Consider the following 12,759-nt stretch of genomic DNA (forward strand, 5'->3'; position numbering starts at 1 on the left):
AAAAAAGAGGGCAAAAGTATACTGCATTTAGGCGGCGGCGTCAGCACCGTCGGGCAGGGCGGCGCGCGCTGGAGCGCGAGCGTCAAACAGGGTAGATTAGCGCCTTTGTCACCGTATGGGAAAAGCCGATGACCCACTGGCACACACCAGAAGCACTCCAGGATATCCGCGCGGATCTGCCGCGCTTTGAAGCGGCGTTACAGACGCTCGCCGGGCGTCTTGCGCTCGATATTAACGGGCTGCACGCCGATCACATCTCCCTGCGCTGCCACCAGAACGCGACTGCCGAGCGCTGGCGTAAAGGGTTTGAGCAGTGCGGCACGCTGCTTAGCGAAAACATCATTAATGGCCGCCCGATTTGTCTTTTTCGTCTTGATGAGCCGGTCTGCGTCGGACCGTGGCGCTTTACGGTCGTCGAGTTGCCGTGGCCTGGCGAGAAACGCTACCCGCACGAAGGCTGGGAGCATGTTGAAATCGTCCTGCCCGGCGCGCCGGAAACGCTCAACCAGCGCGCGCTGGCGCTGCTGGGCGACGAAGGCCTGATGGCGCCGGACATTTCGGTGAAAACCAGTACGCCTGCGGGCGAGCATGAGCGGCTGCCGAACCCGACGCTTGCCGTCACCGACCGTATCGTCACCATCAAATTCCATCCCTATTCCATAGAAGAGATCGTCGCAAGCGAACAGCAGTAATCGCTCGCGATAACGCACGGGGCCCGACTGGCGCAAAGTCTGGCCCCGTTTTTTGTCTATAGTATTCAGGGGACCTTTTCCCGCACGCCCCCGCATGAAAAGAGTAAGGAGAGACCCGACGCCTGTTTTCGACCGATGGGAGAGACTCATGCAACAAACCGTAAAACGTACCGATCTGTGGATTAACCGTGATGAGCCTGGGCTGCGCCGCTCCCTGCTTATCCACCGCTCCGCCGAGGAGCTGTTTGATTTGTGGCGCGCCCCCTCAACCCTGCCGCGCATCATGGAACACTTCGCCCGCATCACCATTCTCAGCAATACCGCGTCCCACTGGGCCGTGCGGATGCCGCTTGGCAAAACGGTCGAGTGGGATGCGCATATCGTCGATGAAGAGCGCGGCCACTACATCAGCTGGGCGTCTGAGAAAAAAGCCACCGTACCAAATGCCGGCAGGCTGACGTTTCGTCATATATCGGACGAGCGCGGCACAGAAGTGACGCTGGCGCTGCACTTCGATCCGCCGGGCGGCTTTTTAGGCGAGTGGCTGTCGAAGAAAATCGATCTGGTGCCGGAGGCGATGCTAAGCCAGGCGCTGCGGCGCTTTAAAAGCCTTGCCGAGACGGGCGAAATCGCGACCAATAAACCGCAACCGGCGGGGCGTCACGAGGGTATGGATAAGGTGGAGGAATAACCGATGCGAGCACTCTGCTGGAACGGCGTCAACGATCTGCGTGTGGAGACCGTGGGCGATCCGACTATCGTCAACCCGCATGATGTGATCCTTAAAGTGGGGCTGACCACGACCTGCGGCTCCGATTTGCACGTCATCGACGGGCTTATCCCGAGCATGGAAGAGGGCGATATTCTTGGCCATGAATTTATGGGCGAAGTAGTGGAAGTGGGCCCGGAGGTCAAAAATATCCGCCGCGGCGACCGCGTCGTGGTGCCGTCGTTTATCTCGTGCGGCTCCTGCTGGTACTGTAGCCACGGGCTGACCTCCTGCTGCGATAACACCAACCCGAACGCGCACATGCAGGAAAAAATCCTGGGCTACCCGACGGCAGGCATTTATGCCTACAGCCATGCGTTCGGCGGCTACGCCGGCTCGCACGCCGAATATGTGCGCGTGCCGTTCGCCGATAACGACTGCTTTATCGTGCCGGAAACCGTCTCTGACGAGCAGGCGCTGTTTCTGTCCGACGCCGCGCCGACGGGCTACATGGGCGCGGATTTCTGCAATATCCACCCCGGCGATACGGTCGCGGTGTGGGGCTGCGGCGGCGTCGGGCTGATGGCGGCCCAGAGCGCGTATCTGATGGGCGCCGAGAAAGTGATCGCCATCGACCGTTTCCCGGAACGCCTGGCGATGGCGCGCGATATCGTCGGCGCGATCCCGCTGGATTACACCAAAGTGGATATCTACGAAGCGTTGCTTGAGATAACCGGCGGTCGCGGCCCGGACAGCTGCATCGACGCGGTAGGGATGGAAGCGCACGGCGAAGGGCTGGAGTACGCGTATGACCGCACCAAACAGGCGCTCAAAATGCATACCGACATCGGCGCCGCGCTGCGTCAGGCGATCCGCGCCTGCCGTAAAGGCGGCACGCTCGCCATTCTGGGCGTCTACGGGATGATGGATAAATTCCCGCTCGGCGTGGCGATGAATAAAGGATTAACCATTCGCACCGCCCAGCAGCACGGACAGACCTACATGAAACGCCTGCTGGACCACGCCGCGCGGGGCGAGCTGCGCACCGATTTCCTCGCCACGCACCGCTTCTCGCTGGAAGACGCGCCGCGCGGCTATGAAATGTTCAAAAATAAAGAGGACGGCTGCGTGCGGGCAGTGTTTAAGCCCTGACGTTCGCGGCTTCGACCGCACGTTGCAGGCGCGTAATGGCGGTCTCCAGCGTGGCGGCCGTACAGCCGAAGTTAATCCGCACGTGTTGCGGCGCGCCGAAATCCGCGCCGGGGGAGAAACCGAGCCCCTGGCGCTTAAAGAAGCGCGTCGGATTTTCCACGCTAAGCCCGGCTGCATCCACCCACGCCAGATAGGTCGCCTCCGGGCGCACCATTTCAAGCCCCGGCAGCGCATTGATAGCCGCGTATAAGCGGTCGCGGTTGCGACGTAAATATGAAAGCTGTTCGGCAAGCCACGGCTCGCCGCCGCGCCAGGCCGCTTCAGCGGCGGTCAGCGCCAGTACATCCACATGCGGCACAATACCTTCGCGCGCGGCGCAAAAACGCTGACGCAGCGCGGCATCAGGGATAACCGCCACCGAGGCGCCAAGCCCCGCGATATTAAACGTTTTCGAGGGCGACATCAGCGTGATGGAGCGCCGCGCCGCGTCTTCGCTCAGCGAGGCGAACGGAATATGCTGCACGCCGGGCGTGAGGATCAGATCGCAGTGTATTTCATCGGAGCAGACGATAAGGTCATGCTCCTGCGCGAACGCGAGCTGCGCCTCCAGCTCGTCGCGTCGATACGCGGTGCCGCCGGGGTTTTGCGGATTACAGAGCATCAGCAGTTTTTCGCGCCCGGTGAGTTGCGGGCGCAGGCTTTCAGGATCCATCACCAGCCGCTCGCCGCGCGCCTGTAACGGCGCGTTAAGCTGGGCGCGTCCGGCGAGCGCGGCGGATTTGCGAAACGGCGGGTAAATCGGCGTCGGCGCAACCGTAGTTTCCTCAGGCGAAGTAAACGCGCGCACCGAGATATTCAGTCCCGCGACAATTCCTGGCATAAAGACCAGCCACTGCGGGTCGACGCGCCACTGATAGCGGCGCTGGCACCATTCAACGAAGGCCCCGGCCAGCCCCTGCGGATGCGCGCCGTAGCCAAACACGCCGTGCTGCACACGCGCCATCAGCGCGTCGGTAATGCAGGCGGGCGAACGGAAATCGGTGTCGGCCACCCACATCGGCAGCACCGATTCCTCATGGGCGTTCCACTTAATGCTGTCGCTGTGACGGCGGTTGATCTCTTCGTCGAAATTGAATGCCATGATACGTTGTCCTGCGCCAAAGGGGCTTTCAGACTAAGCCGTTTACCGGGCGCTGACCACTACTTTAATTTACAGGGAGTTACCCATGGCGGTACTGGAAATCTGCTGTTACAGCCAGGCCTGCGCGAAGACCGCAGAGGCGGCGGGCGCTGATCGGATCGAGCTTTGTTCAGCCATTAATGAGGGCGGCCTGACGCCCTCTGCGGGCGTGCTCAACGGCGTGCGGGCGCAGATAACGATCCCCGTTCATCCTATCGTGCGCCCGCGCGGCGGCGATTTTTGCTACAGCGAGAGTGAGTTCGCGGCGATGCTGGACGATATCGCGTTTATCCGCGAGCTGGGCTTTCCCGGCCTCGTGACCGGCGTGCTGAATGAAGACGGCGAGGTGGATCTGGCGCGGATGCGCAAGATAATGCGCGCCGCCGAAGGGATGGCGGTGACGTTTCATCGCGCCTTTGATATGTGTGCCAGCCCGTTGAAAGCGCTGGAAGAATTAACCGATCTCGGCGTGGCGCGCATCCTGACTTCCGGCCAGCAGGCGAGCGCGGAAAAAGGAATTTTATTAATTACGGAACTAAAGCGCAGAACCCGTGCTCCAATCATTATGGCCGGTGCAGGGGTACGGCTTAGCAACCTTAACCTGTTCCTGGCGCAGGGGATAGACGAGCTTCACAGCTCAGCGGGCATCCACGTTGCCTCTCCCATGCGTTATCGCAATACCGGCGTCTCGATGTCATCGGACGCCAGCGCCGACGAATACTCACGTTACCAGGTGGATGGCGACGCGGTAGCCGCCATGAAGGCGGTGCTTTCGTCAGCGCACTGATTTTTGCCCTCAGTTTTTACCGCACATCATGTCGCCCAATATGATGCTTGCTCGTACCAGGCCCCGGTCTTTTGCCGGGGCTTTTTTTATGCGCGCCCGCGCCCGCCTACCAGATCTGGTGGTCGTCTTGTCTTTACCGGGCCGCTCAGGGAAGATGCCTCGCATTGTCAATGTCTGTCGCAGACCTGCAAAGGGAGAACAGGATGATCGTCGGCATCGATCTCGGCACCACCAATAGCCTCGCCGCCATCTGGCAGGAAGGCCATCCACGGCTTATCGCTAACGCGCTGGGAGAATTGCTCACGCCAAGCGTCGTCGGCCTCGACGACGAGGGGCGCGTGCTGGTGGGCAAAGCCGCCCGCGAGCGCCTGTACACGCACCCACACCTCACCACCGCGCTTTTCAAACGCCATATGGGCACCGCCTGGACCGTCCGGCTCGGGGATAAACTGTTCCGCGCCGAAGAGCTGTCGGCGCTGGTGCTGCGCAGCCTGAAAGAAGATATTGAGCGCGCCTGCGGCGAGCCGGTTACCGAAGCGGTCATCAGCGTACCGGCGTACTTCAGCGATGCCCAGCGTAAAGCCACGCGCATCGCGGGCGAACTGGCCGGGCTGAAGGTTGAAAAACTGATTAACGAACCAACCGCGGCGGCGCTGGCCTACGGCCTGCATCGGCGGGAAGAAGAGGGCACGTTTCTGGTGTTCGATCTCGGCGGCGGCACCTTTGACGTCTCGGTGCTGGAGTTGTTCGAAGGCGTGATGGAAGTGCGCGCCAGCGCCGGGGACAACTTTCTCGGCGGCGAAGATTTCGACCAGGCGCTGATTGAGGTTTTCGTGGCGCGCCAGAGGGCGGCGGGCGGCCTGCCGGACCCGGCGGCGCACACTCACGCCCTGCGCCGCGAGGCCGAACGGGTGCGCCATGCGCTTGGCGAGAGTCATGCCGCCACCTTTACGCTGCACGCCGAAGACCAGACCTGGAGCCAGACGATTCATCAGGGCGATCTGAATGATATTTTCGCGCCGCTATTGACCCGGCTGCGCCAGCCGATTGAGCGCGCGCTGCGCGACGCCCGCATTCGCGTGGCGGATCTCGACGACATTCTGCTGGTGGGCGGCGCGACCCGCATGCCGCTGGTGCGCCGTCTGGCGGCCAGCCTGTTTGGCCGTTTTCCGTCGGTGTCGATAAACCCTGACGAGACGGTGGCGCTTGGCGCCGCTGTTCAGGCCGCGCTGAAAAAACGCGACGCGGCGCTGGAAGAGGTGGTGCTGACCGATGTCTGCCCCTATACGCTGGGTATTGAAACCGTCAAAGCTTTCGGCCGTCACCTTGACGAGGGCCACTATCTGCCGGTGATTGAGCGCAACGTCGTGGTGCCGGTGAGCCGGATGAAAAGGGTCTGCACGCTGGCGGATAACCAGACGGTGGTGGAGTTTACCATTTACCAGGGCGAGAGCCGTCTGGTGAAGGACAACATTGAGCTTGGCAGGATGCGCGTGTCGGTGCCGCCGAAACCGGCGGGCGAGGTGTCGCTGGACGTGCGCTTTACTTACGACGTCAACGGCATTCTGGAGGCGGAGGTCACGGTGCCGCTGACCGGCGAGCGCCATCAGCTGATTATCGAAAATAATCCCGGCGTGCTGACGACGCAAGAGATTGCCGAACGCCTTGCACAGCTGAGCGCGCTGAAAATTCATCCGCGCGAACGTCAGCCCAATACGCATCTGCTGGCCCGGCTCGACCGCCTGTACCAGGAAAACACCGGCGAACTGCGCGAGGAGATAAGCTATCTCGGGGTGCGCTTCCAGCAGGCGCTGGAGAGCCAGGATGACGCGCGCATTGATAAAGCCCGTCACGAGATAACGCAGCAGGCGGACGCTATCGAAGCCGGGATGTGGCTCTTCTGATGCGCGCGCTGGAGATCCTCGGGCTTGCGCCCGGCGCGGACGAGCGCGCCATTAAACGTGCCTACGCCAGATTACTGAAAGGGTGCCGACCGGATGACGATCCGCAAGGCTTTCAGCAACTGCGCGACGCCTATGAAGAGGCGCTGGAGCAGGCGCGTCGCGGCGTCGCGGACGACGAAGACGACTACGACGAAGACGACGTCTGTGACGATGCCGACGAAGAGCACGATGACGACAGCGAAGCCGACGCGCGCAGGGAGGCCGATGCCACGCCGCTGACGCCGCACTTCAGCGATCCTGAGCCGCCACAAAGCGAGCCTGTTCGCCGGGCGCCGGTATATGCGCCGCCGCGCACGGCGGCCTTGATCGACGGGTTAAATGAAGAAAACCTCAACGCGCGCTGGCTGACGGCCCAGGAGGCGGGAGAGGCGCGTATCTTCGAAGAGGCGGTGCTGACGCGCTGTCTGTGGCATCTCGCCCCTGATGAGCACGCTTTTGCCGCCCGCGCGCAGGCGCTCTTTCAGTGGCTGACGCCAGGGCAACGCCTGACCCCTGACGACGCGCAGCAGAACCGGCTGCGCACCGTGCTGCTCGCACCTTATGCCGAACAGATGCAGACGGCGCTGGAGGAAGGGCACGACGCCCGTTATATCGCCTGCCTGCGCGCGCTGGCGAATACGCCCTGGCTGCAAAGCTACGACGGGCAACGCCAGTTGCAACAGCTGGCGCTGACGCTGCTGGACGCGCAGCCTGACTGGTTGCCAGAGCGCTTCGCGGCGCTCTGCACGCTCTTTCACTGGTATGAGACGCGCGGCGAGCGGCCGGATTTGCCGGAACTGTGGGCGCAGGTCATCGCCCGCGACGAGGATGAACGGCTGTATGCGCAGCTTGCGGCGCAGCGCGACGCCCCAGGCGACAGCCCGGCGCACCGGGCGGCGCAAATGGTATTGCGCGTGCAGGATGAAGACGCCCGCATGCTGGCCGGGCTCGACTACACCGATGAAGACTGGCAGGCCTGCGCCAGGCTGAACGACCTGCTGGCGCTCGGCCATCCGGCGCTTATCCCGCGTTTTGCGGGCGCGGATATCCACGCGTGGCAACAGACGTACCACAAGCTAAACAAGGCGCACGGTCCAATGCTGCGCAGCATCTGGTTTGTCGGTCTGATGATGGCGACTTTCAGCTGGATGCTGCCCGCGTTATATAACGGCACCATTACCCCCTGGGGCGTGGTACTGCGTGTACTGGTGGCGCCTGTCGTGGCGATGGTGGTGGGTATCTTCCCGCTGGTCTTATGGCAGGGATTAACCCGACCCTTTTCCGCCAATGACGCTGCGCTGAGCGAGCGGCTGCTGCCGCGGTTTATCTACTCCCGGCGGCGCAAACGCTGGCGGCTGTTCGCGCATGTAATCCCGTTCTGCGTGGTCAGCCTCGTTATCGCGGCGAGCTGCGGCCGGCTGGCGATGTGGGTGTTTGTCATTGTGACGCTATTGCTGGCCTGGACCGATCTCTGGCGCTATCCCGGCGCGCTGCGGCGGTATCGCAAACCATCGGCGCCGAAACGCAGCGGTTTGAAGAAACAGGTGCTGCTGGCATTGCTGTTTTTCGCCATCATCACCGGCGTGCGCGCGCTGCTGCCGGGCAAACCGCAGGCCACGCCGCCGCAGGACACGCAGCCTGTCGTCACGCGCGGCGAGGCAAGGCCCGGGCGCGTCGGGCCTGCGCCGACGGATTGCGGCACGCCGCCGCCCATGCCGCCGCTGTGCCGTAACCTCAACGATCCGCAGGCATGCAGCGAGCGGGTTAATCATGAATGGCACGCGCGCTGCGACAACTAGCGCTTATCAGCCCGGCATCGCCGGGCTTGTTGTTTCTCCGCGCCCGCTGACGGTTTCCCCGCCAGGCTGGTCGCTTTTAACGCAACCAGCACGTTGCCGCCTGGTTTATTCCTCGATTTGTTTGCCAGACTTCTCAGGGTGAATTTTTTTTGAGGAGGAGTTATGGGATTACTGAATTTTGTGAAAGAAGCGGGCGAGAAAATCTGGGACAGCGTTTCCGGACATAACGATGCGGCGGCGCAGAACGCCAAAGTGCAGGAGCACCTCAAAAAAACCGGCATCCCGGATGCGGATAAAGTGCAGGTGCAGGTGGATGACGGCAAAGCGACCGTAACCGGGCAAGGCCTGAGCCAGGAAGCGAAAGAGAAAATCCTGGTGGCCGTCGGCAATATCGCGGGGATCGGGCATGTCGATGACAATGTCGCGGTGACCACCCCGGCGCCGGAAAGCCAGTACTATACGGTGAAAAAAGGCGACACGCTCAGCGCTATCTCGAAAGAGGTTTATGGCGACGCGAATCAATATCCCAAAATCTTTGAAGCCAATAAACCGATGCTGACCAGCCCGGAAAAAATTTATCCAGGCCAGGTGCTGCGTATTCCGAAATAAAAACGCCTCTCCCGCACGCCGGTGCGGGAGAACCCATCAGGGCTTGCGTGCGACCAGGACGGCGCGCAGCGGGGCGGGGTAGCCTTCGCGGGTTTTGGTGGCGTCATCGGGATCGAGGAAATCCGCCAGCGATTCCGTTTCCATCCAGGCGGTGCGGCGCTGCTCTTCTACGGTGGTGACCGAGAAATCAGCGATTTTCACATCCACAAAACCGCACTTCTCCAGCCAGTTTTTCAGCGCAGGCGCGGACGGAATAAAATAGACGTTACGCATCTGCGCGTAGCGTTCGCCCGGCACCAGCACGGTGTTTTCATCGCCTTCCACCACCAGCGTTTCCAGCACCAGCTCGCCTTCTTTCACCAGCTGATCTTTAAGCTGCCAGAGATGATCCAGCGGCGAGCGGCGGTGATAGAGCACGCCCATCGAAAAGACGGTATCGAACGCGTTCAGCGCGGGCATCTGCTCAATGCCGAGCGGCAGCACATGCGCGCGGTTGTCACCGCCTAAAAGCTTACGCACCGCCTCGAACTGACACAGGAAGAGCTGCGTCGGATCGATACCGACCGCGAGCTGCGCGCCCGCGCCGACCATACGCCACAGGTGATAGCCGCTCCCGCAGCCGACATCCAGAATGGTGCGCCCGGCCAGCGGCGTAATATGCGGCAGCACGCGATCCCATTTGAGATCGGATCGCCATTCGGTGTCGATATCGATACCGTAGAGCGAGAACGGCCCTTTACGCCACGGCATCAGCGTGCGCAGCAGCTGTTCGATGCGCTTGCGTTGGCCATCGCTCAATGGTTCGGCGCTCTGCGCGCTGACGCTGTGCAGCAAATCAAGCTGGTCTGGCACAAGGGCAGGCAGATTGTCGAGAGAGTTGTACCACTGTTTAAACTGGCCGTGCAGGGCGTCGCGTTGCCAGGCCGCGACCTGGGCGGGCAGGGTTTCCAGCCAGTGGGCGAGCGGGCCGCAGGCGATCTGCTGATAAAATTTGCCGAAATCGATCATGCCGCGCTCCCGCCTTTCACCGCCACCAGCGAGCCGAAGTTAAAGCACTGGAACCAGAGTTCGCTGTGCTCAAACCCCGCCTTGCGCAGGCGCGCTTTGTGGGTTTCCACGGAGTCGGTAAGCATCACGTTTTCCAGCATGCTGCGTTTCTGGCTGATTTCCAGCTCGCTATAGCCATTCGCGCGCTTGAAGTCGTGATGCATATTGAACAGCAGTTCGCCCACCACGCTGTCTTCAAAACTGAATTTTTCCGACAGCACCAGCGCGCCGCCAGGATTCAGCCCCTGACAGATTTTATTGAGCAGCAGCTGGCGGTCGTCCGGGTTCAGGAACTGGAGCGTGAAGTTCAGCACCACCATAGAGGCGTTCTCAATGGTGATATTGCGGATATCGTCCTCAATCACCTCGACCGGGGTCTGCGCTTTGAAGGCATCAAGATGGCGACGGCAGCGCTCCACCATGGCGGGCGAGTTATCCACCGCGATGATTTTACAGCCGTCATGATGCACGTTGCGGCGCACCGAGAGCGTGGCGGCGCCGAGCGAACAGCCAAGATCGTAAACCTGGCTTGCGGGCTGGACAAAGCGCTCCGCCAGCATGCCAATCATAGAGATGATATTGGAATAGCCCGGCACGGAACGCTGGATCATATCGGGGAAGACTTCAGCCACCCGCTCATCGAAAGTCCAGTCGCCCAGACGGGCGATAGGCGCGGAGAACAGCGTGTCGCGATTTGACATAGCGTAAATCCTGGGGAAAACGAAAGGGGCGTATTTTGCGCTAATGAAACGAGAAAACCAACTCCCAGGGCATATACCAGATGTTGGCCAGCACCATCAGCAGCAGCGCGGTATAGGTGGCGCTCATGCCGCTGCGCCGCCAGCGCAACAGCCGGTGATGGAAGCCGTAATAGTGCATCAGACGACCGACAAGCAGCAGCAGGCCGCAGACGTGCAGCATCCAGTTCTGCGCGCCGTTCATCTCCATAAACAGCAGCAGCAACAGGCCGATGGGCAGATACTCCACCGCGTTGCCATGTATGCGGATAGCGCTTTGCAGTTCGCTAAAACCTCCATCGCCATAGGCGACGCGGTACTGCATCCGCAGACGAACCACATCGAAAGAGAACTTCATCAACAACAACGCACCCAGAACCGCATAAAGCGCGCTTACCATAGAAACTCCGTTTAACGCTGTTAATGGCGCCTTTATGATAGCGTGGCGCGGCCATATTGTCGCTGCCCTAAAAGAGGGTGTCCTGATGGGGGATGGCGGGCTCGTCGCCAAGGGTCGGCAGCGCCTCGCGAAGCGCGGGCCACAGCGTGTGCACCAGCTCCGGCGCATGCTCGATATCCGGCGTGTGGAGAAAGAGATAAGGCGTGGTGGTCTGCTGCCACAGCGCGAGTTTGGCAAGCCAGACCGCGAAAAAGTCCGCGTTTTGCGCCATATCGTCGCTGCCGATAAACCGCACCATTGGATGCTGCGCCGTGATGAGCGCATGAACCGGCACTTTAGGCTTTTTGCGCTGGGCGTCGATCACCGCCGGGCTGTGAGGCAGGGCGGCATGCACCGGGCGGCTGTCGAGCATCACGCGGTTGACGCCGCGCGCGATAAGTCCGCGGTTGAGCGAAAGCTCCGCCTCGCCTTTGGCGAAGAAATCGGGGTGGCGCACTTCAACGCCATACGTAAAGCTGCCCGGCAGGGCGTCGAGAAACGCCCACAGCGCAGGCAGATCGCGCGGGCCGAACGCGGCGGGCAGCTGCAGCCAGTACTGGCCAATGCGGGCTTCGAGCGGCGCCATCCGCGCGAAAAACTCGGCGGTTAAATCGTCGCAGTGACGCAGCGCGGCGTTATGCGAAATGGTGGCCGGGAATTTAAAGCAGAAGCGGAAATCGTCATGGGTCTGCGCGTGCCAGCGCTCAACGATCTCCGCCTTCGGCAGCGCGTATAGCGTGGTGTTGCCTTCCACGCAGTTAAAGTGGCGGGCGTAATCTTCAAGCGATGTAATGCCAAGCCGCACCCATTTCGGGTGCGACCACTGCGGCAGACCGAGATAAATCATAGGGCTGCGAGGATCTCCTCTGTGGAACGAACCCGCCCGATGCGCGGGAAAATATGCGTCATGCTGCCGTTGTGCTGATCGGCGTCGGCGGCCGAGCAGGCGTCTTCGGCGACGACCAGTTCAAAACCCATCTCCCAGGCGTTGCGCGCGGTGGATTCCACGCCAATGTTGGTCGAGATGCCGCACAGAATGATCGTCGTGATGCCGCGACGACGTAATTGTAGCTCCAGATCGGTGCCGTAGAAGGCGCCCCACTGGCGTTTGGTTACTTCGATGTCGCTGTCGCGTTTGCCGAGCGCGACCGGGTAGCGCCACCACTCTTCGGGCAGCGTATGACCGGCAATCGGCGCATCTACGGGCTGTTTCAACGCTTCGCTGAAATCCTTCGACCAGCCGACACGCACCATCACCACCGGCGCGCCTGCGGCGCGGCATTTCTCGGCAAGCCTTGCGGCGCGTGCCACGACGTCGTCGGCGCTGTGCGGGCCGCCGGCAAAGGGCAGGATCCCTTCCTGTAAATCGATAACCACCAGCGCGGTGGTGGCGGGATTAAGCGTTAACATAGAGACTCCCTTTGAAAGTAGGTTTTGGATGAGTACCTTACTGGCGTCACGCGCCGGGCGGTTGTCTATTTTTGTTAAATTTTGTGAGAAGCGACAATTTACGCGCAGCAATCGCGCGAGCGCGCGGCTTCGGGCTTATCGCGGCGCGGAATTTCCAGTATAATAGCCCCCTTTTTTCACCCAGTAGTGACATTCAGCCAAAGCTGCGACAGTGGTGCCTGCAGGGCAGGTGACAAACGGCCTGCGGCTAAATTA

13 protein-coding genes are annotated in these 12,759 nt (G+C 61.4%); 7 read left to right on the plus strand and 6 right to left on the minus strand.

The window, feature by feature from the left end; all coding sequences use genetic code 11:
* The first annotated feature begins 128 nt into the window (after window positions 1–128).
* The 3 genes from AACV31_RS02480 (at window position 129) to AACV31_RS02490 (ending at window position 2,553) form a co-directional block, all read left to right on the plus strand.
* Window positions 129–692 (plus strand): VOC family protein, encoded by a 564-nt coding sequence (locus AACV31_RS02480; RefSeq protein WP_165154529.1) that lies wholly within the window; start codon window positions 129–131, stop codon window positions 690–692.
* A 148-nt stretch (window positions 693–840) separates the two neighbouring features.
* Window positions 841–1,383, plus strand: a complete 543-nt coding sequence (locus tag AACV31_RS02485; RefSeq protein ID WP_007760000.1) for an SRPBCC family protein — start codon at window positions 841–843, stop codon at window positions 1,381–1,383.
* Window positions 1,384–1,386: 3 nt separating this feature from the next.
* Window positions 1,387–2,553 carry a zinc-dependent alcohol dehydrogenase gene (locus tag AACV31_RS02490; RefSeq protein ID WP_075199232.1) on the plus strand — a complete coding sequence of 389 codons (1,167 nt, stop codon included), beginning with the start codon at window positions 1,387–1,389 and terminating at the stop codon, window positions 2,551–2,553.
* Here the strand turns inward: AACV31_RS02490 and AACV31_RS02495 are convergent.
* Window positions 2,543–3,694, minus strand: a complete 1,152-nt coding sequence (locus AACV31_RS02495) for a MalY/PatB family protein (RefSeq protein WP_165154526.1) — start codon at window positions 3,692–3,694, stop codon at window positions 2,543–2,545. The two genes, AACV31_RS02490 and AACV31_RS02495, sit on opposite strands and share 11 nt — an antisense overlap.
* A gap of 85 nt (window positions 3,695–3,779) precedes the next feature.
* Between AACV31_RS02495 and cutC the strand changes: the two genes are divergently transcribed.
* The 4 genes from cutC (at window position 3,780) to lysM (ending at window position 8,871) form a co-directional block, all read left to right on the plus strand.
* Window positions 3,780–4,520, plus strand: a complete 741-nt coding sequence (gene cutC, locus AACV31_RS02500; RefSeq protein WP_165154524.1) for a copper homeostasis protein CutC — start codon at window positions 3,780–3,782, stop codon at window positions 4,518–4,520.
* 203 nt (window positions 4,521–4,723) lie between these two features.
* Window positions 4,724–6,424 carry a molecular chaperone HscC gene (locus AACV31_RS02505; RefSeq protein ID WP_165154521.1) on the plus strand — a complete coding sequence of 567 codons (1,701 nt, stop codon included), beginning with the start codon at window positions 4,724–4,726 and terminating at the stop codon, window positions 6,422–6,424.
* Window positions 6,424–8,262: a J domain-containing protein gene (locus AACV31_RS02510; RefSeq protein ID WP_165154635.1), complete on the plus strand. Its 1,839-nt coding sequence runs from the start codon at window positions 6,424–6,426 to the stop codon at window positions 8,260–8,262. The genes AACV31_RS02505 and AACV31_RS02510 overlap by 1 nt, the downstream gene beginning before the upstream one ends.
* Window positions 8,263–8,424: 162 nt before the next feature.
* Window positions 8,425–8,871, plus strand: a complete 447-nt coding sequence (lysM, locus tag AACV31_RS02515; protein WP_007762447.1) for a peptidoglycan-binding protein LysM — start codon at window positions 8,425–8,427, stop codon at window positions 8,869–8,871.
* A gap of 36 nt (window positions 8,872–8,907) precedes the next feature.
* On the opposite strand, the gene cmoB is transcribed toward lysM, so the two are convergent.
* The 5 genes from cmoB to AACV31_RS02540 form a co-directional block, all read right to left on the minus strand.
* Window positions 8,908–9,879 (minus strand): tRNA 5-methoxyuridine(34)/uridine 5-oxyacetic acid(34) synthase CmoB, encoded by a 972-nt coding sequence (gene cmoB, locus AACV31_RS02520; protein WP_015741622.1) that lies wholly within the window; start codon window positions 9,877–9,879, stop codon window positions 8,908–8,910.
* Window positions 9,876–10,619 carry a carboxy-S-adenosyl-L-methionine synthase CmoA gene (cmoA, locus tag AACV31_RS02525; RefSeq protein ID WP_007762439.1) on the minus strand — a complete coding sequence of 248 codons (744 nt, stop codon included), beginning with the start codon at window positions 10,617–10,619 and terminating at the stop codon, window positions 9,876–9,878. The genes cmoB and cmoA overlap by 4 nt, the downstream gene beginning before the upstream one ends.
* Window positions 10,620–10,659: 40 nt before the next feature.
* A complete protein-coding gene (locus AACV31_RS02530) occupies window positions 10,660–11,055 on the minus strand; it encodes an MAPEG family protein (RefSeq protein ID WP_007762436.1) in 396 nt (131 codons plus the stop codon).
* Between the two features lie 67 nt (window positions 11,056–11,122).
* Complete coding sequence (locus AACV31_RS02535) at window positions 11,123–11,941, minus strand: DUF72 domain-containing protein (RefSeq protein WP_165154518.1); 819 nt, start codon at window positions 11,939–11,941, stop codon at window positions 11,123–11,125.
* Window positions 11,938–12,504, minus strand: a complete 567-nt coding sequence (locus tag AACV31_RS02540) for a hydrolase (protein ID WP_007762418.1) — start codon at window positions 12,502–12,504, stop codon at window positions 11,938–11,940. Before AACV31_RS02540 ends, AACV31_RS02535 begins: the two co-directional genes overlap by 4 nt.
* Between the last annotated feature and the right edge of the window lie 255 nt (window positions 12,505–12,759).

The sequence above is a fragment of the Cronobacter sp. EKM101R genome, assembly GCF_963888145.1.
In the GTDB taxonomy this organism is placed as follows: domain Bacteria; phylum Pseudomonadota; class Gammaproteobacteria; order Enterobacterales; family Enterobacteriaceae; genus Cronobacter; species Cronobacter turicensis.

Coding starts and splice junctions, on each gene's coding strand:
- AACV31_RS02480 (WP_165154529.1), top strand. CDS start 129: ATGACCCACTGGCACACACCAGAAGCACTCCAGGATATCCGCGCGGAT.
- AACV31_RS02485 (WP_007760000.1), top strand. CDS start 841: ATGCAACAAACCGTAAAACGTACCGATCTGTGGATTAACCGTGATGAG.
- AACV31_RS02490 (WP_075199232.1), top strand. CDS start 1,387: ATGCGAGCACTCTGCTGGAACGGCGTCAACGATCTGCGTGTGGAGACC.
- AACV31_RS02495 (WP_165154526.1), bottom strand. CDS start 3,694: ATGGCATTCAATTTCGACGAAGAGATCAACCGCCGTCACAGCGACAGC.
- cutC (WP_165154524.1), top strand. CDS start 3,780: ATGGCGGTACTGGAAATCTGCTGTTACAGCCAGGCCTGCGCGAAGACC.
- AACV31_RS02505 (WP_165154521.1), top strand. CDS start 4,724: ATGATCGTCGGCATCGATCTCGGCACCACCAATAGCCTCGCCGCCATC.
- AACV31_RS02510 (WP_165154635.1), top strand. CDS start 6,424: ATGCGCGCGCTGGAGATCCTCGGGCTTGCGCCCGGCGCGGACGAGCGC.
- lysM (WP_007762447.1), top strand. CDS start 8,425: ATGGGATTACTGAATTTTGTGAAAGAAGCGGGCGAGAAAATCTGGGAC.
- cmoB (WP_015741622.1), bottom strand. CDS start 9,879: ATGATCGATTTCGGCAAATTTTATCAGCAGATCGCCTGCGGCCCGCTC.
- cmoA (WP_007762439.1), bottom strand. CDS start 10,619: ATGTCAAATCGCGACACGCTGTTCTCCGCGCCTATCGCCCGTCTGGGC.
- AACV31_RS02530 (WP_007762436.1), bottom strand. CDS start 11,055: ATGGTAAGCGCGCTTTATGCGGTTCTGGGTGCGTTGTTGTTGATGAAG.
- AACV31_RS02535 (WP_165154518.1), bottom strand. CDS start 11,941: ATGATTTATCTCGGTCTGCCGCAGTGGTCGCACCCGAAATGGGTGCGG.
- AACV31_RS02540 (WP_007762418.1), bottom strand. CDS start 12,504: ATGTTAACGCTTAATCCCGCCACCACCGCGCTGGTGGTTATCGATTTA.